This window comes from Pectinatus brassicae (assembly GCF_014201835.1).
In the GTDB taxonomy this organism is placed as follows: Bacteria; Bacillota; Negativicutes; order Selenomonadales; family Selenomonadaceae; genus Pectinatus; species Pectinatus brassicae.
The window spans coordinates 58,758-81,145 of record NZ_JACHFH010000005.1 but is presented as its reverse complement, the minus strand read 5'-3'; the positions used below and the strand labels follow the sequence as shown (position 1 = coordinate 81,145).

Sequence of the window (22,388 nt, the reverse complement as noted above, 5' to 3'; positions counted from 1 at the left end):
GGAGTCTTTTTCTATGGTAAATACGAATATTACTCTAAAATGCGGCCATATCATAACAGTAAACTTACCAGATGATCTTAACGCTCGTGCCGCCATCATAAAAAAATATAAAAACCGTGCCTGTCCGCAATGTCGACAGGCATACATCAATAATTTAAAAACTGCTAAAGATGCACGCATGACCATTATAATGCAACACTGCCCTGTCCTTAAAGATGACGATGCCGCATTATTACAGCGTGCCGAAAAAATCCGTCACGATAAATTATCCGCACTTGATGATATGTTTGATAAGCTAATTCGCAAACATGGCTTTTCCAGCCCGCAGGAAGAAGTTACTTTCAATCATTATCGCCAGCGTACTATCAATCGTTTTTGCGCTCAGGAAAACGTTCTATGGTGGATCAATCAACAAAATATCCCCGTAGAAAGCATTATTGAAATACTAAAAAAGGAAACTTTTGTTATTGAAGGAAAAATATTCCAGAAAAAAGACGAACAGTAATTATTTTTTGCGCCATTTTTTTAAATCACGTTCCCATTTACGCATAGCCACAAATAATAAAAACAATTTACTTGTTTTAAGCTTGAATTCCCACTCAGATTGGTGGGAAGGAATAGGAATACGCGGCAGCGCAAAAATATTCACTTTGCCCAGATTAACGTTCTCAAAAATAGCAAAGGCTGCCTTATAGCCGCTTTGTTTAGCAATAGCTACTGTATCCGCATCAAATTTCCCATACGGATAGCAGAGAAAATCCATACTCGTCTGCAATTTTTCCTGCAGTATTTTTTTGCTATTAGACAATTCTGCCAATAATTCCTGGCGAGAACAATTATTTAAAAAAGGATGTTCCACAGTATGGGATGCAATTTCCTGTCCATTTTCCTGCCAGCTTTTTAAGTCCTGCCAATTCATTGTCGTAGTTAATTCTTTGCCAAAATTTTCCCATTTATTCGGCTTACCTATCCAATTAGCAATCGGAAAAACTACGGCTGTCATATTATATTTTTTAAGCAGGGGCAATGCACTAATAAAATTATCCTTGTAGCCATCATCAAATGTCAATACTATAGGGTTTTTCGGCAGTTTTATGCCTTTTGTATAAAAATCATACAACATTTTCAAACTTATAGTATTAAAATTATTTTTCTGCAAATATTCCAGCTGCCATGCAAATTTTTCTATAGGAAGACTATTGCGGTCATTCTCTACCGTGGCAATACGATGATACATTAAAACTGGTATATATAAATTCATTTTTTTATAACAAAAAAAACCGCCTAGTAGCATTAGGATTATTAATGCTAAAAATAAATAAATCATTGCTCCACCTCATTTAATTTCTCTTTATAATAAAAAGCGGCATATTATGCCGCTTTTTATTATACTATATTATTTAATGCAATAACTTAAATACTGCCCAAATTACCAGAATAGATATAACCGCTATTGATAAAAATGGCAGTGCCACAAATATGACAAAAGCTATTACTGCTGCTATTCCTAATGTCAATAATATTCGCGACAGCAAATTATTGCTGCGGGTCAGCTGCCACAATAATGAACCATATTTTTTATAGCGTCCATTGCCAGTTTTCCCTCTGCTGCGATAATGGCGATTATTGCCATCTTCAATAGTAACACCAACATAGCTGTTTTTTTCCCGATCACTCATTACTGCTATAGTATTATCATGTCCGCAATATGGACAATGCTTATTATCGCCTATTTCTTTACTGCATTTATAACAAATCATACTTTTCTCCCCGTTGTAAATCAATAATTCGTATTATATATATTTTACCATATTATACGCTTTTACATAAGGATAACATATAGCTATATTACATTTGTGACAAAATTTCTACAAAATCGTCACGTTTTTCGGCTAAATTAAACAGACGACGCAATTCCGCCCCACCAGTAATACCCCGCGTATACCATGTAGCATGTTTGCGCATTTCTCTCGGGCCGATATAACTGCCTTTTTTCTCCAGCAGCATATCAAGATGCTCTAATATAATCTCCTTACGCTCCTGCATTGTTGGTTCCGCCATTTTTTCACCAGTCCGTAAAAAATGTACAAACTCACGGAAAATCCACGGATTTCCCTGAGCTGCCCGACCAATCATTACAGCATCACAATTAGTCTGGTCAAATATTTTTTGTAAATCGTTGCAGGTCCTAACATCTCCGTTGCCGATAACTGGAATATTTACAGCCTGTTTTACGACGGCTATTATATCCCAGTCAGCTCGACCGCTGTAAAACTGTTCCCTGGTTCTGCCATGTACAGCGATAGCATCCATGCCGGCTTCCTGTGCCAATTTAGCCATCTCAACAACATTAATATGCTCATTGTCCCAGCCTTTGCGCATCTTTACCGTAACCGGAATATTTACAGCCTTTTTTACCGCTGACATTATGGCAAAAGCTCTCTTGGGATCAAGCATTAACGCTGAACCCTCATGATTTTTTACAATTTTGGGAGCAGGACACCCCATATTTATATCAATAATATCGGCACATCCCAAGCTCTCAACATATTTAGCTGCTTCACTAAGACTTTCCGGTGTTTCACCAAACAGCTGCATCACCAAAGGACGTTCATTTTTTTCTGTCTCCAACATCCGTAAGGTATGCTCATTGCGGAAATGTATGCCTTTATCACTGACCATTTCAGCATAAACGAGTCCGCAGCCCATACGTCTGGCTACAATTCTATATGCTATATCTGTTACACCGGCCATCGGCGCCAAAAAAACCGGATTTTCTATCTTTAAATTACCAATAAACATAAAACCCAACCTATATTTTAATCTTTTTTATTACGTTCGTACAATACACGCAAGCCTGTAAGTGTCAAAAAATGATCCGTTGTATCTATTGTTTCTGATTCTCTAGCTATCATATTAGCCAGTCCTCCCGTAGCTACAACCTTCATATCCATATTATTCATTTCTTTTTTCATGCGGTGCACAATGCCGTCAATTTGCCCCACAGCCCCTAAAATAATACCGGCCTGAATACCTGATATTGTATTATGACAGATTACATTTTTCGGCGTTACCAATTCAATTCTTGGCAATTTTGCCGCACGCTGAAACAAAGCTTCGGTAGAAATACCAATTCCCGGAGCAATTGCGCCACCAAGAAAATCGCCTTTTTCATTGACCACATCAAAAGTTGTTGCCGTTCCGATATCTATGACAATAAGCGGTCCGCCGTACTGTTCATAAGCCCCAATAACATTAACTATCCTATCGGCCCCAATATCACGCGGATTTTCGTATTTTAATTTTATGCCTGTTTTAATCCCTGCTCCAACTACCAGCGGTTTAATCTTAAAATACCGCTGACACATTCTTACCAAGGGAACAACCAATGGCGGAACTACCGAAGAAATAATAATTGCCGTAATATCCGACATGGAAATCCCCTGGAAACGAAACAGTTCATTTATAAGCATGCCATATTCATCACCTGTTTTTTGTCTGTCGGTAGAAATACGCCAATGCTTAACCAGCCGTTTTCCCTCATAAGTACCCAACACAATATTACTATTGCCAATATCAAATACTAATAACATTTATCTATAATCCTCCAACGTTTTTATTATTTAGCTTTGCGAATAGAAACATCACCAGCTAATACGCGTTCAATCTTCTCACCGGTATCAACCAATAATGCTCCAAAATCATCAATATCCACAGCCTTACCGTAAAAAGTTTCATTCACACCAATAACCTTTATATCCTGCCCCAATGTTACCGAATACTGTTTCCATAATTTAAGAATTGGTGCAAACCCCTGTTCTTTTATCAATAAATATAGATTTTCTAATTCCGCCAGCACCTGCGTCAGCAAATCAATACGTGATACTGTTTCGCCTTTTATCTCTGACAATGAGGTGGCAATATCTTTTATTTCCTCAGGCATCTCTTTATTAGAAACATTTACATTTATTCCCATGCCTATGACTATATAATTTATTCTGTCCATTTCAGCATTCATCTCAGTTAAAACACCAACTAATTTTTTCCCATTATACAAAATATCATTGGGCCATTTTATGCCTACCTCAATACCTGTAATAGTAAAAATTGCTTTAGCAATAGCAACCGCTGCCATTAAAGTACATTTAGGTGCTTCCTGCGGTAAAAATCCCGGCCGCAAAATCAATGAAAACCAAATGCCTTTTTGCGCAGGAGAATACCAGCCGCGCGACAAACGGCCACGTCCTGTACCTTGCTGTTCACTGACTACAATAGTGCCTTCCCTAGCGCCCTTAGCTGCCTGTAACTTAGCTTCATTATTAGTAGAGCCTATTTCTTTATAATATATAATTTTTTGTCCTAAAATTTCTGTTTTAATTTTAGCTTTAATTTCACCGGGATTGAGTAAATCTGGTGAATCCACAATTCTATAACCGCTCCTTGATTTGCTTTCTATTTGATATCCTTCATCCTTTAATGCACAAATATGTTTCCAAATAGCAGTTCTTGATACTGCTAATTTTTCTGCTAAATCAGCGCCTGATACATATCCGCCTTTTGCCTTATGCAATATAGTCAAAATCTCTGAACGCACAAAATGACCTTCTTTTTATTTATTTATTTACTTACTGTTTAGATTTATATCCTTTAGGCAAAATATCATAAAAAATAAACATCTTAATTATAATACCTTATGATATTTATTTTCGCAAGAAAAATAGCTAGTAAAATTACCGTAGTCTTGCTATAATTAATTCGACAACATCCATAGTGAGAGGAAGTAAAAAAGCAATGAGTCATTCACTCCTAAAAAAAATTTTATTGCTTATTTTTTTATGTCTTATTCCCGTATTTTTTTCCAGTCCTCATATTATATCCAAAACAGCTGCCATGGCCGACAGCGAGTTCCAGCCTAACATCATTGTTCTAAATTATCATAAAATTGATAATAAAAACATCTCCTTATCCGTTCTGCCGCAGGATTTTGACAAACAAATGGCTTATCTTAAAAACAACGATTATCACGTTATAACCCCGGATGACCTTTATGAAAACTTAGAACATAATAAAGAACTGCCTGCCAATCCTGTACTAATCACCTTTGATGATGGCTACAAGGATAATTATGTCAACGCTTATCCGATTTTAAAAAAATATGGCTTTAGTGCAACTATCTTTGTAATCACCAGTTTTCTTGATAAATATCCTAACTATCTTACTTGGGATCAATGCAAAGAATTAAAAAAACATGGCTTTTATATTGAGTCACATACAGTAACCCATAGGTCTCTTACCAGTCTCAGCAATAAACAGATTGAAAGTGAAATAGTAAATTCCAAAAAGGCTCTTGATGAAAGATTGCAACAGGATACACATTACTTTGCTTATCCTACAGGCACTTATAATTTGTATATCGCTAAAATGATTAAAAATGCTGGCTATCGGGCTGCCTTTTCCATCAAGTACGGCAATGTTACCAATGACAGTAATATCTTTGCGTTAGAGCGTATTCCGATATTCCATACTGCCAATACCTTTAAATCATTCTATCGTAGATTAAACTATGTCCCATTATTTGAAAAAATTGGCTGGATGAAAAATTAACAGCATAAAAAAAGAATTGCCACACATTTATCAGTTGTGACAATTCCATAGCATCATAGTTTTATTATCTTGTCCAAAATAATAGCAGTCCTTTAACGTCTACCAAATTAGGTAGGCGTTTTTTATTACCTATTATTAGGTTTTCGTCCCCTTACGAGGCTTATGTTTTTTAATCCTGGTAAAACTAGAACAGCATTGGAAATAGCAAAAAACCGGTTTTCGTCCTCTTACTGGGCTTATGTTTTTTAACAACATTGCAAGGCTATGAATGCGGAAAGAGTGCCCCCCTGTTTTCGTCCCCTTACGGCGCGCTTATGTTTTTTAATAAAGTGGTTCGCACAGATAACCATTAATAAAACACGGCAGTTTTCGTCCCCTTACGGGGCTTATGTTTTTTAATGATACGGTAAACAACGATTAGAAAAAGTGTTCGTTGAGGTTTTCGTCCCCTTATGGGGCTTATGTTTTTAATTGGTTTCATAGATACTAATTGAAATTAGATACCTAAAAGGCTCCCCTATAGGGGAGCTGGCAGCAAAGCTGCCTGAGGGGTTACTTCCGACTTGACTTAGTCAAGCCACCATTACCTTACGGGGCTTATGTTTTTTAATGCGTCCGCGGGAGGTGGCTTACCCGCGCTGAAGAGACGTTTTCGTCCCCTTACGGGGCTTATGTTTTTTAATTGACATAGAATATCTTAACGACATGGCTGAACTTATGGTGTTTTCGTCCCCTTACGGGGCTTATGTTTTTTAATAATTAGATATATTAGAGTAACCAAAAGACGTGCTAAAAATGTTTTCGTCCCCTTACGGGGCTTATGTTTTTTAATGTAATAGTCATGTTTTATCGGTAGGGGAAATAAGCTGGTTTTCGTCCCCTTACGGGGCTTATGTTTTTTAATATGAAGGATTTTAAGGGTGATTAAATGGCAGAAATAAAATGGGTTTTCGTCCCCTTACGGGGCTTATGTTTTTTAATAAAACTATTATAAGAAATATTGCAAGTCAATAGGAACTAGTTTTCGTCCCCTTACGGGGCTTATGTTTTTTAATTTATAATTACACAGTTTTAATATTTCACTTAGTTTTGTTTTCGTCCCCTTACGGGGCTTATGTTTTTTAATAGCATTGTAATCCAAGGCAAACTGTTATCGATATATTTGTAGTTTTCGTCCCCTTACGGGGCTTATGTTTTTTAATTGAAACAGTAGCAGCGCTAAACAATTACCAGCGTGATGAGGTTTTCGTCCCCTTACGGGGCTTATGTTTTTTAATAGGGAGAAATTACAATGACAAAACAAAAATATACACGTGTTTTCGTCCCCTTACGGGGCTTATGTTTTTTAATTAATGTAAAATAAAGGAGCAATAACTGATGACAATGTATATGTTTTCGTCCCCTTACGGGGCTTATGTTTTTTAATCTATCTTGATTATTATATCCATGAAATAACATCCATGAATTTAGTTTTCGTCCCCTTACGGGGCTTATGTTTTTTAATAAATATACACGTAAAGCAATTAAAAAATACTATGGTAACTCGTTTTCGTCCCCTTACGGGGCTTATGTTTTTTAATAATATATCGAAATGTATCAAAGCAGCATTAATAATATTCGTTTTCGTCCCCTTACGGGGCTTATGTTTTTTAATTGGCATAGAGCGATATTTTAATAAGCACAGCGTTAAAAGTGGTTTTCGTCCCCTTACGGGGCTTATGTTTTTTAATTGATATGACAGGCACCGTAATAGCTGAATTATTAGAAGGGTTTTCGTCCCCTTACGGGGCTTATGTTTTTTAATTAACATGAGGTGCAAAGGTGGTTCGATGGGTGGTCAATGCTTAGAGTTTTCGTCCCCTTACGGGGCTTATGTTTTTTAATTAAACAAAAATGGAAATAAACAATATTGGGTGTAATCTGTTTTCGTCCCCTTACGGGGCTTATGTTTTTTAATAGGTCGTGAAACTTATGGATATAATATTTGCAGTTTATACCAGTTTTCGTCCCCTTACGGGGCTTATGTTTTTTAATGAGAAAAGAAAGGTTTGCAATGTTGGTTGCTAATGAAATAGTTTTCGTCCCCTTACGGGGCTTATGTTTTTTAATTGGTTACACAAGAACGGTTATGAAATTTCAGAAGTATATTAGTTTTCGTCCCCTTACGGGGCTTATGTTTTTTAATATGATTACGTATCAAACAGTAAACTAGCAAGAGTACAAGGTAGTTTTCGTCCCCTTACGGGGCTTATGTTTTTTAATTGGCAGACGGCGGACAGCGACAAGCAACCAGCTAACAACTAGTAGTTTTCGTCCCCTTACGGGGCTTATGTTTTTTAATGGAACAACAAGTTAATTAATGGAGGGCTTTAAAATGAAAAAGTTTTCGTCCCCTTACGGGGCTTATGTTTTTTAATTACAATGTCAAAAGAAAAATACACAAGAAAAGCAATTAAGTTTTCGTCCCCTTACGGGGCTTATGTTTTTTAATAGTTTTCACATAAGCCGCTTGAATGCGCAGCTAGTTTTCGTCCCCTTACGGGGCTTATGTTTTTTAATAGACTAAAGCATCTGATGTATAATAAAAGAAAACAAAACAAAGTTTTCGTCCCCTTACGGGGCTTATGTTTTTTAATAATTTATGGAGGTTTTACAAATGAAAATGTATACAAGAAAGTTTTCGTCCCCTTACGGGGCTTATGTTTTTTAATTCTATGCGTAATGTTTTACATCTACAAAAGTATCGTAAGGGTTTTCGTCCCCTTACGGGGCTTATGTTTTTTAATTCGACTAGAGCACTTAATTTCTTTAGCTAGAACTTTAGAACTCAGTTTTCGTCCCCTTACGGGGCTTATGTTTTTTAATGAGTTCGAAAAAAAAGCTCAAGCAATTGTCGAATCCTGGAACGTTTTCGTCCCCTTACGGGGCTTATGTTTTTTAATCCTGTCCGCTGTAAGCGCTATTCTTACTAGGTTTATTTACTAATTTGCGGCGCAGGTTAGTTTTTTAACAGCACTTTCTAATATCACTTGCTATAATAGCACTCTAACCCGCACCATTATAATAACGGCGCTGATTTTATTATTGTTTTTTATGCTTTTTTTACTATAACATATTGTCGACAAAAAGTACAGTTGCAAAAGATTTATGAATTAATGATATTATTTTTAAAAAATAATAATATCTTCCACATGCGTATGACCTTTTCCCCAGGAGCGCACTGAAGTATGATTTGCCAGTAAGTATATACGCAAAGAGTCTTCTTCTGTATTTACTATTTTACTAGCTTTATATACCAGTTTTTCATAGCGCTTTTTATTGAGATAAGCCTCAAATGCCGATTTTTGCACCCGCGTGCCAAATCCTTCTAAACATTTAACCATTTTATTGCGACTTTTATTGTCGACAATATCATAAATAATAAGAACTATATATCTTTTATCATCAACAGCCATAAATTCATTTTCATTAGTAAAAACATCACTCATAATACTATCCCCTTATTCGTTATTTTTTTTTTAAGCTCAACGAATAAAAATAGGAAAATATACTGCTGTATCTCTTGTAATAAGCGCCTGTGAAAATATATTAACATGTTTATTTAATGTATAACGATAAGATTTTTTACTTTCTTCATATTTATTGACTGTACGCATTTTCTTTTCATAAGCCCGCAAAAATATATTACGACCTTCTCGAGTCAAATATACACCGCCATTAGTCTCTGATTTTTGAAAATGCTCTATTTTTATTTCACTATGCTGAATCAATCCCAATACCATCGAATCAACAATAACGGAACGCCATTCTTCCAATAAGTCAGAAGCCAATGCCGGATGATGATTTTTCAGGGCATGCATAAAACCAAAATATGGATGAAGTCCATTATTTTCTATTGCCGTATATAATTCATACATAACAAGTGTATAGCCAAAACTAAGCATAGAATTAACTGCATCGAGCGGCGGTCTTTTGCTTCTTTTACTAAAAGTGAATTCCTGCGGCACAATTTGTCCCAATGCTTCAAAATATAAACGGGCAATAATCCCTTCATATCCCATAAGCTGCTCTTTATTCTCAGCTGTAATAATATTTTTTCTAATTGCCAAAATGTTAGTGATAATAATTCGTATCTTATCTGATTGCTGCCGGCGGTTATAACGACGCAAAAGTATAATCTGATTATGCACTTTTGCTGCTATTATTTTCTTACTTAATTCTATGGCAAACGATGTATCCTGCATTAGCATCTGTTGTCTGTGTTTTGCTACATTTACATGTTGGGTAGACTCCAAACGTCCAAAAAATTTTCCCATTGAAGATATCCAAGTAACAGGAATCCCCTGCTGTAAAAATGCGACCATTGCCTGTGAAGATACCTGAACACTTTCTATTAGTACCAGCCCTTCCAGTATTTCTGCTGGTATTTCCATAATAGTTTCCAAATTACGACCAACAACAAATTTATCGCCTTTCTTTTGAATACGAGCGCCTTCTTCAGTAATATAAGCAAAGCTCATCATTTCCGCCTCCCAGCATTTTCATTATAAATATTGCATTATTTTTTCATTCATATGATCATAGCTGTTCCAATTAGCATTACCTGCAAATATTATTTGATATAATTTTTCAATATCATTAATGATTTTTTCACAGGTAGTTCCGGCATTATTTTTAAATGTGTCTTTTGAAATAGCACTAATTTCATGTGCGGCTATATTACGTACATTTTTTTCAAAATCCCGTAAATTTTTTATTAACTCATAACCCCTCACTTTATTTTGTTTCACTGCTTCATAGGCGATAAGTGGTAAAAGATTAGATGTGTTAATTGGTGTTTTATAATTCATGTTTATAAATTCTTTTTTATAAATATCAGGTAGTTTACGTTCTTCATACTTTCTTACACCGCGATCTTGAAAGGTATAATCATCCATAGGTATATTTAATGATTTTTTTAATAGCATATAGCTTAATCTATATAATACCGGTGATATGCCTTGAGCAAACTCTAATAAATTATTGCGCGCCCCTAATTTTTTTAAATGCAGAATATATTCGAATATATCCCGACAGTCACTCGATTGTACCGGATATACTTCTTTATATTTTAAACTGCTGCTGTCAAAATATTTTTGCGCTTTACTATGTTCTAAATGTAGCCTGTAATCAGCCGCTCTTAATATCTTTGCTAAATCAGGTGCAAAAAAATATTCAGCTGTCTGTAAAACAGTCAATGCCCCTTTATAATCATATGTTTCCAGATATTTGATAATAATATTTTTTACCAAGCCTTTTTTTATATTATCATGCTTTATTTCTTTGCAGCGTACTTCAATTTCACTGCTATCGGTAATATTATCAATATTATTGGCCCAGCTTGCTTCTTTATCGTACTCATCATTTACAGCTATGCTGTGATTAGATTTTTTTGCTGGTGTATCGACAGCAATAAGTTTTAACTTTATAGGGAAATCCGCCGTCGCCGCAAAAAATCGTAATGATGTCATCATCTGCGCTGTTCCTGATGTAACATTAGCCAACACTGTGCAATCAGGATTTTCTTCATATATTTTCCTTAAATCCTCTGGATAATATTTATCAAATTTATCCATTACCTGTGGTTTATCTATATCTTCATGATATAATTTCACAATTTCTATAGTGGGATCAAGCTGTTTTAATGTCCAGACATATATATCTTTCTCACGGTCACGTTTAGCCATTTCTGCTGTTAAAAACAAATATACTTTCTTAGGCTTATAGTAACGGACAATATGCAGCATTGGTCCGTCAAAATCGCCACGTATCGGATCGGTGCTACCTACTGGTGAAAAAAGAACACATTCTTCCATAATTGTTTTCCTCTCTTTATTTAATCAGTGCTGTTACACTGGTATTATTATCTTCACGATTTTTTGCCCATACTTTCACGTTTCCCATGCCCAATGCTGTTTTTATACCAATACCACAAAACTGTCCATAGGCAAACAGCATATTCAGCCAGCGTACTGTCATCTCCGGTCCTTTTATAAAAATATCAATATCGCCGCTAAAACCTGTTATTTTTATTTTCTCCAAACCAAATCTTCTTGATGATAAATGATAGCCATGAATAAACGTACTCTTGCATATATCTTTATAAGCCGCTTCATCTTCAAAAACTATGCTGTCTGATAAAGCATTCCACCTTCGACACAAGCTGGCTAAAATCAAATTTATATTGGGAAACATTTGATACTCACCGTTACTTTTAAACGATGTTGGCGTAATAAATTTTATATGCAAATAGCGCTGCGGCTGCGCTATTGTGAAAAAACATCTGCTAAAATCCTGATATGAATAGCCATTTGATATATTATGAAGCTGTATATGATATTTCTTATCCCGCTGACGCAGATAAATTACATTATCATTCCATTGCTTGGCTAGCTGTTCTAAGTAATTATTCATTTCCAACGTCAATGCATTTATCTGCCAATAACCAATATCATCTTTTACATAAATGGCCTGACTATATGGGCGGGCAGATGTATTATGCAGCTGCTGGGCTATTTGCTCCGGCAGCGACTCTATCATACGACCATGCATGATAGAGCCCATATTAAAATTTATCCTTTCATTTTTATCCTGTGGTATTACTTTAAATATATATTGTTTTATCATAAATATCTCTTTTTTATTTATTCTATAAGACCTAAGCCAATATGATACATATTATTTATGTCACCTGCTACTTTTAATGTTCGAGGCGAGACCTGCCGATCTAAAATATTATGCTTATGTTTTTTAAATTTATAATCCAAATAATTTTTTACTATGTTAACAGCTTCCATTCGTGGCAGTAAGGAGTAAATAATTGTCTTGGTTAGAAACCCACTGCCGCCGCCAATAATAATATTAGCCATATTTTCTCTACCATCCCAGTACCGCCGCCCATAGTCATTAAAAACTTCTTTTTCCAGACTTACTATTTCTGCCGTATAATCTGCCATTATCTGCAAAACGTCTTCAATCGAATTAATTCCACTAGACTGCATAAATTGTTTTTCCACTGTCATAGCAAAGGAAAAACTCGTATCAATGGGTGCGCATTCACGATATAATGGTAGTTTTTTTTCAGCTTTTCCCCGTTTGTCTTTATACAGGCTGATATCATATTTACGATAAACCTGAGTTTCAGCAGTACCATTTATACAGGCATCACTAATGCGCAATCCTCGCATTATATCTGCTCTGGCATCAGTTACCTTACGCCCCTTATCATTAAAGTCTTCATATTTATAAAAGACAGCTTGTTCTATTTCTTTAGCTAAGCTTTCATAGCTTTTTTTATCGGATGGCCTTATCTGTTGCAAACTTCTTTGCCACGATTTATATTGCGGTGCTGTTTTTACCAGCTTATATAATAAGGCTGTCCTTATTGTCCCTTTTATACTGCTGCCAGGAATATAGATATTGCCGTCAGCCTGACGCATAAAGGGCATCATATCATTTAAGTCATTTTTATCACTTTTTATATATGTTTGTGCTAAAGCGCATGCAGCTGCATCTGTCATTTTTATGTCATTATTTATACACCATTGATATAAAGATAGTGGTTTTTCACTACGAGCATTACGAATAATATATTTTTTGTATTCCTGTAAATATTCTTTACTCTTATGCCCCAGCACCTGTGCCAATGCTACAAAACCTTTTATCTGACTACCGGACTTAGATGAAGTTTCTTTTTTTTCATTTGCCGGATTAAAATCTTGTAAAAACTGCAGCCACTTATTTTGCTGTAATAAATAAATAATCCCTTTATCTTCATCAAAAATATATTCATTTTTACTTAACTTATTGCCGCTACCAATATGAATAGGCGCCAAACATTTCAGCTGCATTTTCTTTGTCTGCAAAAATTCATTCATAGCGCTAACCTCACATATATTCCTTTTCCATATCTATATACAGGATGACTGCCATTATCATTAACATCGAGAACTGTTCCTGCCAAAGGCTGTTTAAAACAGCTGCCATGCATAACTGCAAAATATCTATTGCGTTTAAGCGGAACTGTACTGTAATTGCCATCTGTTACAAAACCACTACGTGGCAATAACCGATACGAACCTTCCCGCAACTGATCAATTTCCGTCTGTGCCGGCACTATATTGGATAAACTCATATATATCTGCCCCGGTGATTTTTCCAGTAAATAATATAAATTACTTGTATCTTCACCATCATTATTATCTTTTAGTACTTCTTTAGTATAAGTAAATTTACCATAACCACTGCTGCGTTTGCCGCCGATGCCCGTATATGATAATAACTGCAGCAATTTATCTAATAACTCTATATCGTCACTGCCTGCTGTTGCCGCTATAAAATAAAGGCCGCAATTTGCTTTAATGTGCACTTGTTCCATAAAATAGGGCAGACTTTCCTCGCCACGGCAGTTTACTTTTTCTATTAACTGTTTTTGATATATCTCATCAATAATTATACGTTTATCGTCATTATTAATATAATTTTTCCCGGTTTTCATGCATTCAATATAGTTTTCAAAATCATATATAGGTATATACTGCAATTTTTTTAATTTTTTGGAGCCTTCCATACGCTCTTTTATACCTGTAAGACTTTCCTGCTTATTTTTTTTATCTACTATCCATAACGGCTTGGGCAAAAACAAACCATCTTCATCATATGGCAGTAAATCACTAATTAAGAACTGTCCCTTTTCTACACTTTGCTTTAGTATTTGCAGTTTATCAGTGCCATAGAAAGATACACATTCATTGGCGAGTGCTGAAAAGAACGTGTCCGCCTGACAAATAACATCACTTTTATCAAGTCCTGCCGTTGAACCAAAACGGCAGGGTGTAGTAAATGACAATTTATATATATGATAGTCCATATTATTTACCACCTTTTAAAATTGCCGCTATTTTCTCCTTGCCAATACTTACATCATCGCGTTTTATTGGTATATCCACCTGCAAATTATTTATTTCTATTCTGCCATATCCACGCGAACCATGACCACCAATATAGTCATCTTCTAACAGTAAAATGGCTTGTTGCAGCCCTTTTATATCTTCTTCATATTCAGCCATATTTTCCAAATTATAGATAAGCTTAAAAGAAAATACTGCGCCGGCAGGAACTCGTTCAATCTGGCGCGGATTAGCCTGTGCTGTTAAACGATTTATTGTATTTTCAAATTTAACTTCCGTAAGATAAAGATCCGTATCCATTTTTTCAATACTTTCTTTGCTTTCCTTTTGCATCGACAAATCAAAAAATTGCAAACGGGCTGGCTGTATCGGTTCACTCGAACCAAAAAGCCGCTTTACTACATCATCATCTTCATCAGGTCTCCCTAATACACCAATACCTCTTTTATCATAAAGCTTAGCCAATAATGTTCTCATTTTACCTTTTATCGAACTACCTGGAATAACTGGACATTTTGTTAAAGAATCTCTGATAATAGGACTATCAACTGCACCAATAGCCGAGGTATTGCCACCACCGCCAATATGCATACCTGTTAATATTTTTAATTCTCCGCTGATACATACTTTGGCCTGTAAAGTTCTTATATTATTTTGTTCCATTATTTATCGCTCCCTCCATGATATTTATGTAGTGCTACAACAGCTTCCATTAAATCGGCAAATCTCTTATATTCTCTTATTCCTTGCTTGGCAGAATTTATTCTTTCAGCCATATTACCAGCTTCATAAAATTTTTTTAATGGCCGTGGCCATTTATTTTCCTCACGACCTACTTGATACATCAATTTAACATCTAAAAAATCTACTAAATTCTGCAAATCCTGCGGTAAATCATTACTATCGTCATTATCTTGTATCCTTTTAGCCTTTAAACTTTCTACACGATTACTAATAGTTACAACCTCATTTAAAAAATTACGCAGTTTCGATGTATTTAATGCTGGAATTGGTCGATCCTTTCTCATCTCCATTGCCTTGTCAAAAAATTGCTTAGCTTCGTCTAATATACTTTGTGCCATTTTCTTTGCCCCCATTATCCATTTCTTTATTTTTATCACGCAGCCCATATATTATTAGCACTAATGCTGTAAGCAGCTGTCTGCTGTTTTGCCAATCTTTTTCGGTAAGCCAGTCATATAATTTCCCCCGGACTTTCTGATAATCCGCATCGGCTGCAATATCTTTTTTATCTGGCTGCAAACGAGCCAGCCAATAAATAAAACGAGCTATATTCATACGCTGCGGCTTGTCCTGATTTTCTTCACTGCCATTAATTTTTTCCCGTAAAAATTCCAGTAAACGATAAAGCTGTCCCTTGCCGATTGGCAAATGACCTTGTCCCAATACAGCTTCTTCCATCTCAGTATTAAATTTAAAGTGTTTTTTTAAAAATAATATTTTTTCACCAACTACTTCATCAATAAATACCGGCCATTCATAACAGTGCACTGGCTGTTTATTCTTACCTTTTATATCTGCCCACATTTGTTCTATATTATCCAGCAATGCAATACGATTGCGCCCGCTGTCTTTAGCCAGTGATTCTAATTGTCCGGCAATATTAGCCATCTGACTAATAGGATAATTGTGCTCCAGCATTGCCATCCCGGCTGATATAGTTATTTTGCCATTACTAAAATGATTTAAGGTCTGATACAGGTCAACCGCAAATTCTAATACTTCGTCCCATGCACCAACAACAAAAACATCATCACCACCTGAATAGACAATAGCCAGCTGCCGTCCATTTTTTTTATTATTCCACAATGAAAACAATGGTTTATCTAGCTCATTTTCTCCGGCAATATTGCCCTTACAGATAGAATTTATATATTTTTTAAAAAACAGCGATAGTTGTCGTGATAATGCGGCTATACGCGATAATGTCAGATAATGCGTTCCGTTTTCATCACGAAAAGCTGTGGCAAACGTTTGTCCCAGTCGGTCAACATCTGCCCGCAATACGCCCAACCTTTTAATACCCTGACTTTGCTCAGCTAAATACTCAAAATCTGCTATTTGTAAATATTTACTATTTTCCTGTTCTAATTTATGAACAATATAATCGCCTACCCATAAATTTGTTGCTAAACGATTACCTGTTTCTAATACATTTTTTGTATATAAATGCTTTATTTTATTTTCGTCATAATCTGCTAAACATTTCTTGTCCATAATATGCAGGCTGCATTCATTATCCCACGATGGTAACGGCAGTCCTTTATTATCATTTAACACGACAAATATTGTCTTGTCTTCAGCAATAATTTCTCTGCCAAAATCATATAATTTATTGCATAATATGCACGCTTTGGTATTGCCGTCATTACTGCCATGAAAATCAGCCAAAACAGCTGTTGAAGTATGACATATCCCACATTCTCTAATACCATCACGCGTTTTATTAATTGCACTTTGCGGATCAAACATCTTTATAAGCTGCTGTTTATTATAGCGGCATAATTTTTGCTTACTTAATTTACTGCTTAATTTACGAAACAATTCGCCAATCTGTTCATATTCTTCTGTATCTGCAACAGCATTATCTGGAACCATAAAATTAACAGCGCTGCATTCCTGCCAGCCCAATTCCAAATATAATGTTGTTCCTGTTTTCTGCAAAAACCATTCATTACATTTATTTTTCATCTGAGCAATTTTATCTTTAACCGTTTGTGTATTAGCAGCCAATAAATAAAAATGACCGCCGCCGGTATATATAAGATTACAGCGATTCAATCCCAGTTCCTGCAATATTTCATCGGCAAGATATTCCAATACCATATCAAGGTAAAATGAACGTCCACGCAATGATTTCAATGCTCCGGCATTAGCTATTGTATAAATAAAGTCCTGTATACCCGACATATCACCAGACACTAGCAAAAACATATCTTTTTGCCGATAGTCTTTATTATTTTTAAAACAAGCTTTCTTATAATCAATAATATTATTTTCAGCAAAATATAAATACATGGCATTAGCAATTGCTGCTGTTAATTTTACATGGTCATATAAGGAAATATCAGTGGCTTGTTTTTGCATTGTACTCGAGGGCATATATGAACAAATTGCTTCAATTATTTTCAATAACTGCGCCGCACCTGCATTTATAAAATTATCTTTTGCTATCTTGCCATTTTTAATCATTAATGATTGTAGATTTTCTTCAAAATAATTCAATAATTTTGCATAATTATCACGACTTGCTTGTATTTTATTGTCGCTTGCCCGTATACCATAATTAATCTTTTCACCTTGTGCCAAACCACGTAAATAATGATATGCTTTATCCGTATCCGGGCAACTGCCTTGCAGATGATTAAAAACGCTTTCCAAAGGAACATATTTATTAAATCCAGTCTTAATATCTGCCCCTTCTTCATCACGTCTGTCAAAACCAGCCGCAATATTATCAGCCTCATAAACAATATATGCTATATTATCATTAGCTAATTTAGCCTGTGCCAATGCTTTGCCATGATGATATTTTACCGCCTGCAGAATTTCTTTATCATTACAATATTTCATCAATAATTCTGTACCTAATAAAGAATGAGTACGTTTGATATCATTACTACGATAAACTATTTTCCCACAATCATGCAGCAAAGCTGCTAATGTTATTTTATGTAGTTTTTCTATATTTCGCACTGTTTTACACCCTCTCTTTATAATTTTTTATGCTAGCAAAAAACTTCAATAATAAAAGATTTATATAAAATATCTTTTTACTATGAATACTGGCATAATAATTCTCTATTCCTTAAAAAGTATCTATTAGTTACTTTTAAATTCAGTAAATTAGAAACTATATAGCAATTAATATAAATCCTTTTTCTAATCTTTAGTAACTTATCATTATTTAATACAAATTTCTGATACAAACTACAATTAAATCTTATTTTATAATAACCATTATTAATAATTTTTGCAACTAACTGTACTTTTATTTCTATTATTTTTTTTACACTGCCACTGTCCTTTAGTCAACCCTAATGGCATTCCTGTAATTTTAGGAGCATAGCGAGCTTTTTGCCGATGTTTATCACGTCGTTTATTTCTATTTTCTTCTTGTATCAATTCATTACTCATTTGTATGTCCTCCGATATCAATTAAATTGTGCTGTTTCAGCCAGTTTGAAACAAAAATATGCCCTTTTACGATTCTTAGCACCAGATAATAAATCTGATTCACTCATATTTTTAAAACTATTTTTCTACCTGTCTATTATTTTTATTTTAGTACGCAGTTTTCTATTATTTTCGACTAAATATATAATGATAATCGCTAAACAAAAAATTATTAGATAATCCATTATCTCTTTCATTATTCTCTCCCTGTTTTATTTTCCTATATTTTTATACCTTTAAGTACCCATAATTATATAGAGGTATTTAAAGGTTGTCAATGATTTTTTTATTATAAAGCTAAAAACCTACGACAGCCTCTCTTTTTAGCATTTCTTTATTAAATTTTTTATAAACCTATTTTTTTATCCGTTCAAAAGTAACTTTATGATTCTTTAAATCCACATTGCGTGTTTCCCAACCACTATGCAACCATGCCCTAGCTTGAGAATGTGTATAATCATTTGCCCACCATGGTCGCAAACGATAAGCCGACTGGGGCAGACTATCTCCCATATGATCCTGTACCTCAGCAAAAGTCATATTAATAAGTTTTCCCTTAGTATTTTTTAAGACTTCTTTCAGACCATCATATTTACCAGTTGGTTTCCTGCCACGTCGTCCTTTTTTAGGTATAACATTATCTTCATAATCAGCATATTTTTCTTCAATACTATTTTTATCAAGTTCCTGCTGTAAATAATTTTGCAGCCGTTCTTCCTCTATCCGCCAAACATCGCCAATCTTAACAGCTGGCAATTTATTTTGCTTTAACCACGCTATTATTGTATCACAGTCAACTTGCAGCATATCTGCTACCTGCTGCGGTGTTAAAAATTTCATATTTTATACCTCTATATATTTATGTACCTATATATTAATACCATCTTTATTTAATGTCAAATTAACTTAATATTAAATAAAAACAGTAAAAAGCCTCTAGCACGATCTTGATATAATTAACATTTAGCACAATTATCTATTTTAAAAGAAAAAAATATATATTAACACGATTAAAGCCCTCTATCAATTATTCATGATAGAGGGCTTTAATCGTGTTAATTATATACTCTTTTTGGTTTTTTCAACTTCTTTTGCTTTTTGTGTGGTAATTCTTTGTGCATTTCATCAGCTTCCGCTACAGGATTATTCTTAGTATTTTTTTCTTTCATGCAACACATCTCCCTTTAACAAAAAAACCGGCACTATTATTTAAAACAGTGCATTTCCATTGAAAAATAATATTTATCTGTATAGCTTGGGAATGATTATTATTATAACACTTATATTCTATAGTGCAATCTTGATATTTTGTCATTTATACGCATAAACAGGTATATCGGCATTTAATTAAGTACATATTTTTCTTATTATTATTTTTCTAACAGAATATGCGTTTATTTAAGCACAAATATTGAATTAACTTTAATAGTATACTATCTTTTTTACTATATAAAATATATTTAAAGACGAAAAAGGCTGGCAATGAAAGTATAAAATACTTCATTGCCAACCACATTTTTATTTTTCTACGCCATATTTTTTTATATAACGATATAAGGTAACACGACTCACACCAAGCAAATTGGCTAAACGACTGACATTGCCGCCGGCCGACTGCCATGCCCTGATAAATATTTCCTTATCTTCTTTCCATTTGCTGTCTGGTTTAATATTACCCATAAGGTTGATATTTTCAGCCTTAATTATATTGCTGGAAGTGCTTAATACAGCATTTTCAATTACTCCCTGCAATTGCTTGATATTGCCCGGCCAATCATATTCTGACAGTACTTTAATCGCCTCGTCCGACCATTCTTTAGCTGGGATTTTATGCTGTGCCAAAAGTTCACTCATTATGCTGTTTGCTAATAACAATATGTCTTCACGACGACTTCTAAGCGGTGGTAAATGAATTATGCTACGTGAAATTATTTCAAAAAGACTTTCATCAAAGAGATTTTTTTCGCACAAACGACGCAAATTACCATCAGAAGAAGCAATTATCCGCATATTGATACTACGCTCAATATCTTCGCCGATACGGCGTATTTTTCTAGTCTGCAGAGCATGGGCAAGTTTTTCTGCGAGCGATAATGGCAGTTTTTCAATTTCATCCATCAACAAGGAACCGCCGCTGGCTAATTCCAATTTACCCGGATGGCTTACTTCCTGTCCAGTTTTGGCACCAAATAATTCCTGTTCCAATAATTCCGGTGGAACATCACCACAGTTAATAGAGATAAGCGGACCATTGGCACGCAGACCTGCCATATGAATTCCATGCGCTAAACGCTGCTTGCCCGTTCCCGGTTCTCCCTGCAATAAAATATGATTATTTTTTCGTGCTGCCCGCATTGCCCTGTCTTTCATTGACACACAGGCTGTGCTATCACCGACTATTGTATCAAGACTATATTTAGCTGTATACCCTGCTGCATGTGCTACCAGCATACGCAAATCTTCTATTGGCATAGTAACTGTTACTACACTGCTTACACTTTGGTCAAATTCATCTTTTATCGGTATTACTGTGGTAATATCCTCATAAGTTTTGCTTGTTGTCGTCCAGGTAACTTCCTGATTTATGCATGATATTCCATCAAAACCTTTATATATAGGTGTGTGCTGGTAATTAAGCAAAACCTCGTTAAGATTAAGTGTTACATCTTTATCAATAGCGCCTATACCTGCCAAACGTGATTCACCCAATTTATTGGCATAAGCAACATCACCATTTTTAAGTATATGATATACAGCAAACGGGGTAGCATCAAGAATAGTTTTTTGTGCCTGCAAAAATGTCTTTTGTTTTAAATGTATTTCCATTGCTGTCTTTATCGACATCAATAATGAAATTATGGCATCCTGTGGCAATTTATCATAGTCCCGACACAAAATTGTTACTATATAATTCATTTCACCGCAAACGAATATTGGTGCTGAACCAGAATCACAGTCATGATAGTTTTGCAGCCACATCTCAGGCCCAAATAGCCAAAACATACTCTTATACTGTGCTGTTATGTTGGCACTAAAAGTACCTACATTTTCCAACTGAAGATTTACACCTTCAATTTTTTTTGACAATAGTCTATTATAAGGCGAGGAATAATTTTTTAATACATTACAGTCTTTATCAAGCAGTAATAAACTTAAATCATATTCCTGCAGGAAATCTTTTATTCCTTCTGTATATTCCTGCATATATTCAATAGCAGCCCGATGGTGTCCCTGTAATATTTTTAGTTCATCCTTATTTAATCCCTGTAAATCGTTAAATCTTTTTATATCTATATTATGCTGTTTACTTTTTTCCCAAGACTCAGCGACCCACGGATGGACATTAGGATCCAATGTTCCCATTTGTGTAAACATATTATAATAATTCGCGAGTTTTTCTCTATTGCGATTTTGTCTAATCATTATAGTCTTTGCGTCGTATACATATGACGCAAAATGTACACCTCAATTCTATATCTTTAATAAAATTTAAAACTAATATGTTATATTGTACCAAGCCTTTACCAAAGTAGCAATCCATATTCTGAAAAAAAAATACATTATAGTGTAATATTTTTTTTAAATTGTACAGTTATTTTTATCAATCCAGAAACAATTCTTATAACTTTTTTTAAACAA

19 protein-coding genes and 1 CRISPR repeat array are annotated in these 22,388 nt (G+C 34.7%); of the genes, 2 read left to right on the top strand and 17 right to left on the bottom strand.

All coding sequences use genetic code 11. From position 1 onward, the window contains the following. Window positions 1-13: 13 nt before the first annotated feature. Window positions 14-505 carry a hypothetical protein gene (locus HNR32_RS03050; RefSeq protein ID WP_183859553.1) on the top strand — a complete coding sequence of 164 codons (492 nt, stop codon included), beginning with the start codon at window positions 14-16 and terminating at the stop codon, window positions 503-505. Here the strand turns inward: HNR32_RS03050 and HNR32_RS03045 are convergent, their stop codons facing one another. The 5 genes from HNR32_RS03045 to HNR32_RS03025 form a co-directional block, all read right to left on the bottom strand. Beyond that, window positions 506-1,327 carry a polysaccharide deacetylase family protein gene (locus HNR32_RS03045; protein WP_231038074.1) on the bottom strand — a complete coding sequence of 274 codons (822 nt, stop codon included), beginning with the start codon at window positions 1,325-1,327 and terminating at the stop codon, window positions 506-508. A 73-nt stretch (window positions 1,328-1,400) separates the two neighbouring features. Then, window positions 1,401-1,760, bottom strand: coding sequence for a hypothetical protein (locus tag HNR32_RS03040; protein WP_183859551.1), 360 nt, complete (start codon window positions 1,758-1,760; stop codon window positions 1,401-1,403). 88 nt (window positions 1,761-1,848) lie between these two features. Then, complete coding sequence (dusB, locus tag HNR32_RS03035; protein ID WP_183859549.1) at window positions 1,849-2,802, bottom strand: tRNA dihydrouridine synthase DusB; 954 nt, start codon at window positions 2,800-2,802, stop codon at window positions 1,849-1,851. A gap of 17 nt (window positions 2,803-2,819) precedes the next feature. After that, window positions 2,820-3,593 (bottom strand): type III pantothenate kinase, encoded by a 774-nt coding sequence (locus HNR32_RS03030; RefSeq protein ID WP_183859547.1) that lies wholly within the window; start codon window positions 3,591-3,593, stop codon window positions 2,820-2,822. Window positions 3,594-3,619: 26 nt separating this feature from the next. Continuing rightward, a complete protein-coding gene (locus HNR32_RS03025) occupies window positions 3,620-4,594 on the bottom strand; it encodes a biotin--[acetyl-CoA-carboxylase] ligase (protein WP_183859545.1) in 975 nt (324 codons plus the stop codon). Between the two features lie 197 nt (window positions 4,595-4,791). On the opposite strand from HNR32_RS03025, the gene HNR32_RS03020 reads away from it, so the two are divergent. Continuing rightward, window positions 4,792-5,604 (top strand): polysaccharide deacetylase family protein, encoded by an 813-nt coding sequence (locus HNR32_RS03020; protein WP_183859543.1) that lies wholly within the window; start codon window positions 4,792-4,794, stop codon window positions 5,602-5,604. Between the two features lie 575 nt (window positions 5,605-6,179). Beyond that, a CRISPR array of direct repeats spans window positions 6,180-8,546; the repeat unit is 35 nt; unit sequence GTTTTCGTCCCCTTACGGGGCTTATGTTTTTTAAT. A 225-nt stretch (window positions 8,547-8,771) separates the two neighbouring features. Here the strand turns inward: HNR32_RS03020 and cas2 are convergent. From cas2 to HNR32_RS02960, 12 genes are all read right to left on the bottom strand, one after another. Beyond that, window positions 8,772-9,092, bottom strand: coding sequence for a CRISPR-associated endonuclease Cas2 (gene cas2 / locus HNR32_RS03015; RefSeq protein WP_183859541.1), 321 nt, complete (start codon window positions 9,090-9,092; stop codon window positions 8,772-8,774). Between the two features lie 36 nt (window positions 9,093-9,128). Next, window positions 9,129-10,127, bottom strand: a complete 999-nt coding sequence (cas1, locus tag HNR32_RS03010; RefSeq protein ID WP_231038075.1) for a CRISPR-associated endonuclease Cas1 — start codon at window positions 10,125-10,127, stop codon at window positions 9,129-9,131. A 21-nt stretch (window positions 10,128-10,148) separates the two neighbouring features. Beyond that, window positions 10,149-11,459: a type III-A CRISPR-associated CARF protein Csm6 gene (gene csm6, locus HNR32_RS03005; protein ID WP_183859539.1), complete on the bottom strand. Its 1,311-nt coding sequence runs from the start codon at window positions 11,457-11,459 to the stop codon at window positions 10,149-10,151. Window positions 11,460-11,475: 16 nt separating this feature from the next. After that, window positions 11,476-12,270, bottom strand: coding sequence for a CRISPR system precrRNA processing endoribonuclease RAMP protein Cas6 (gene cas6, locus HNR32_RS03000; protein WP_183859537.1), 795 nt, complete (start codon window positions 12,268-12,270; stop codon window positions 11,476-11,478). Window positions 12,271-12,287: 17 nt separating this feature from the next. Then, window positions 12,288-13,520 (bottom strand): type III-A CRISPR-associated RAMP protein Csm5, encoded by a 1,233-nt coding sequence (gene csm5 / locus HNR32_RS02995; RefSeq protein WP_183859535.1) that lies wholly within the window; start codon window positions 13,518-13,520, stop codon window positions 12,288-12,290. Further along, complete coding sequence (csm4, locus tag HNR32_RS02990; protein ID WP_183859533.1) at window positions 13,517-14,512, bottom strand: type III-A CRISPR-associated RAMP protein Csm4; 996 nt, start codon at window positions 14,510-14,512, stop codon at window positions 13,517-13,519. Before csm4 ends, csm5 begins: the two co-directional genes overlap by 4 nt. 1 nt (window position 14,513) lies before the next feature. Beyond that, window positions 14,514-15,215 (bottom strand): type III-A CRISPR-associated RAMP protein Csm3, encoded by a 702-nt coding sequence (gene csm3, locus HNR32_RS02985; protein WP_183859531.1) that lies wholly within the window; start codon window positions 15,213-15,215, stop codon window positions 14,514-14,516. After that, window positions 15,215-15,634, bottom strand: a complete 420-nt coding sequence (gene csm2, locus HNR32_RS02980; protein WP_183859529.1) for a type III-A CRISPR-associated protein Csm2 — start codon at window positions 15,632-15,634, stop codon at window positions 15,215-15,217. Before csm2 ends, csm3 begins: the two co-directional genes overlap by 1 nt. Beyond that, window positions 15,606-18,269: a type III-A CRISPR-associated protein Cas10/Csm1 gene (gene cas10, locus HNR32_RS02975; protein ID WP_183859527.1), complete on the bottom strand. Its 2,664-nt coding sequence runs from the start codon at window positions 18,267-18,269 to the stop codon at window positions 15,606-15,608. Before cas10 ends, csm2 begins: the two co-directional genes overlap by 29 nt. A gap of 267 nt (window positions 18,270-18,536) precedes the next feature. Continuing rightward, entirely contained in the window at window positions 18,537-18,710 is a 174-nt protein-coding gene (locus tag HNR32_RS02970; protein WP_183859525.1) for a hypothetical protein, read from the bottom strand. Between the two features lie 393 nt (window positions 18,711-19,103). Then, window positions 19,104-19,589: a helix-turn-helix domain-containing protein gene (locus HNR32_RS02965; protein ID WP_183859523.1), complete on the bottom strand. Its 486-nt coding sequence runs from the start codon at window positions 19,587-19,589 to the stop codon at window positions 19,104-19,106. A 678-nt stretch (window positions 19,590-20,267) separates the two neighbouring features. Then, window positions 20,268-22,172 carry a sigma 54-interacting transcriptional regulator gene (locus HNR32_RS02960; protein ID WP_183859521.1) on the bottom strand — a complete coding sequence of 635 codons (1,905 nt, stop codon included), beginning with the start codon at window positions 22,170-22,172 and terminating at the stop codon, window positions 20,268-20,270. Window positions 22,173-22,388 lie beyond the last annotated feature (216 nt).

What these genes read in the sequence shown, in the direction of transcription:
- HNR32_RS02960 (WP_183859521.1), bottom strand. Translation starts at nt 22,172, where the DNA reads ATGATTAGACAAAATCGCAATAGAGAAAAACTCGCGAATTATTATAAT.
- csm3 (WP_183859531.1), bottom strand. Translation starts at nt 15,215, where the DNA reads ATGGAACAAAATAATATAAGAACTTTACAGGCCAAAGTATGTATCAGC.
- csm2 (WP_183859529.1), bottom strand. Translation starts at nt 15,634, where the DNA reads ATGGCACAAAGTATATTAGACGAAGCTAAGCAATTTTTTGACAAGGCA.
- HNR32_RS03020 (WP_183859543.1), top strand. Translation starts at nt 4,792, where the DNA reads ATGAGTCATTCACTCCTAAAAAAAATTTTATTGCTTATTTTTTTATGT.
- HNR32_RS02965 (WP_183859523.1), bottom strand. Translation starts at nt 19,589, where the DNA reads ATGAAATTTTTAACACCGCAGCAGGTAGCAGATATGCTGCAAGTTGAC.
- dusB (WP_183859549.1), bottom strand. Translation starts at nt 2,802, where the DNA reads ATGTTTATTGGTAATTTAAAGATAGAAAATCCGGTTTTTTTGGCGCCG.
- HNR32_RS03050 (WP_183859553.1), top strand. Translation starts at nt 14, where the DNA reads ATGGTAAATACGAATATTACTCTAAAATGCGGCCATATCATAACAGTA.
- cas1 (WP_231038075.1), bottom strand. Translation starts at nt 10,127, where the DNA reads ATGATGAGCTTTGCTTATATTACTGAAGAAGGCGCTCGTATTCAAAAG.
- csm6 (WP_183859539.1), bottom strand. Translation starts at nt 11,459, where the DNA reads ATGGAAGAATGTGTTCTTTTTTCACCAGTAGGTAGCACCGATCCGATA.
- csm4 (WP_183859533.1), bottom strand. Translation starts at nt 14,512, where the DNA reads ATGGACTATCATATATATAAATTGTCATTTACTACACCCTGCCGTTTT.
- HNR32_RS02970 (WP_183859525.1), bottom strand. Translation starts at nt 18,710, where the DNA reads ATGAGTAATGAATTGATACAAGAAGAAAATAGAAATAAACGACGTGAT.
- cas6 (WP_183859537.1), bottom strand. Translation starts at nt 12,270, where the DNA reads ATGATAAAACAATATATATTTAAAGTAATACCACAGGATAAAAATGAA.
- HNR32_RS03040 (WP_183859551.1), bottom strand. Translation starts at nt 1,760, where the DNA reads ATGATTTGTTATAAATGCAGTAAAGAAATAGGCGATAATAAGCATTGT.
- cas2 (WP_183859541.1), bottom strand. Translation starts at nt 9,092, where the DNA reads ATGAGTGATGTTTTTACTAATGAAAATGAATTTATGGCTGTTGATGAT.
- HNR32_RS03030 (WP_183859547.1), bottom strand. Translation starts at nt 3,593, where the DNA reads ATGTTATTAGTATTTGATATTGGCAATAGTAATATTGTGTTGGGTACT.
- HNR32_RS03045 (WP_231038074.1), bottom strand. Translation starts at nt 1,327, where the DNA reads ATGATTTATTTATTTTTAGCATTAATAATCCTAATGCTACTAGGCGGT.
- csm5 (WP_183859535.1), bottom strand. Translation starts at nt 13,520, where the DNA reads ATGAATGAATTTTTGCAGACAAAGAAAATGCAGCTGAAATGTTTGGCG.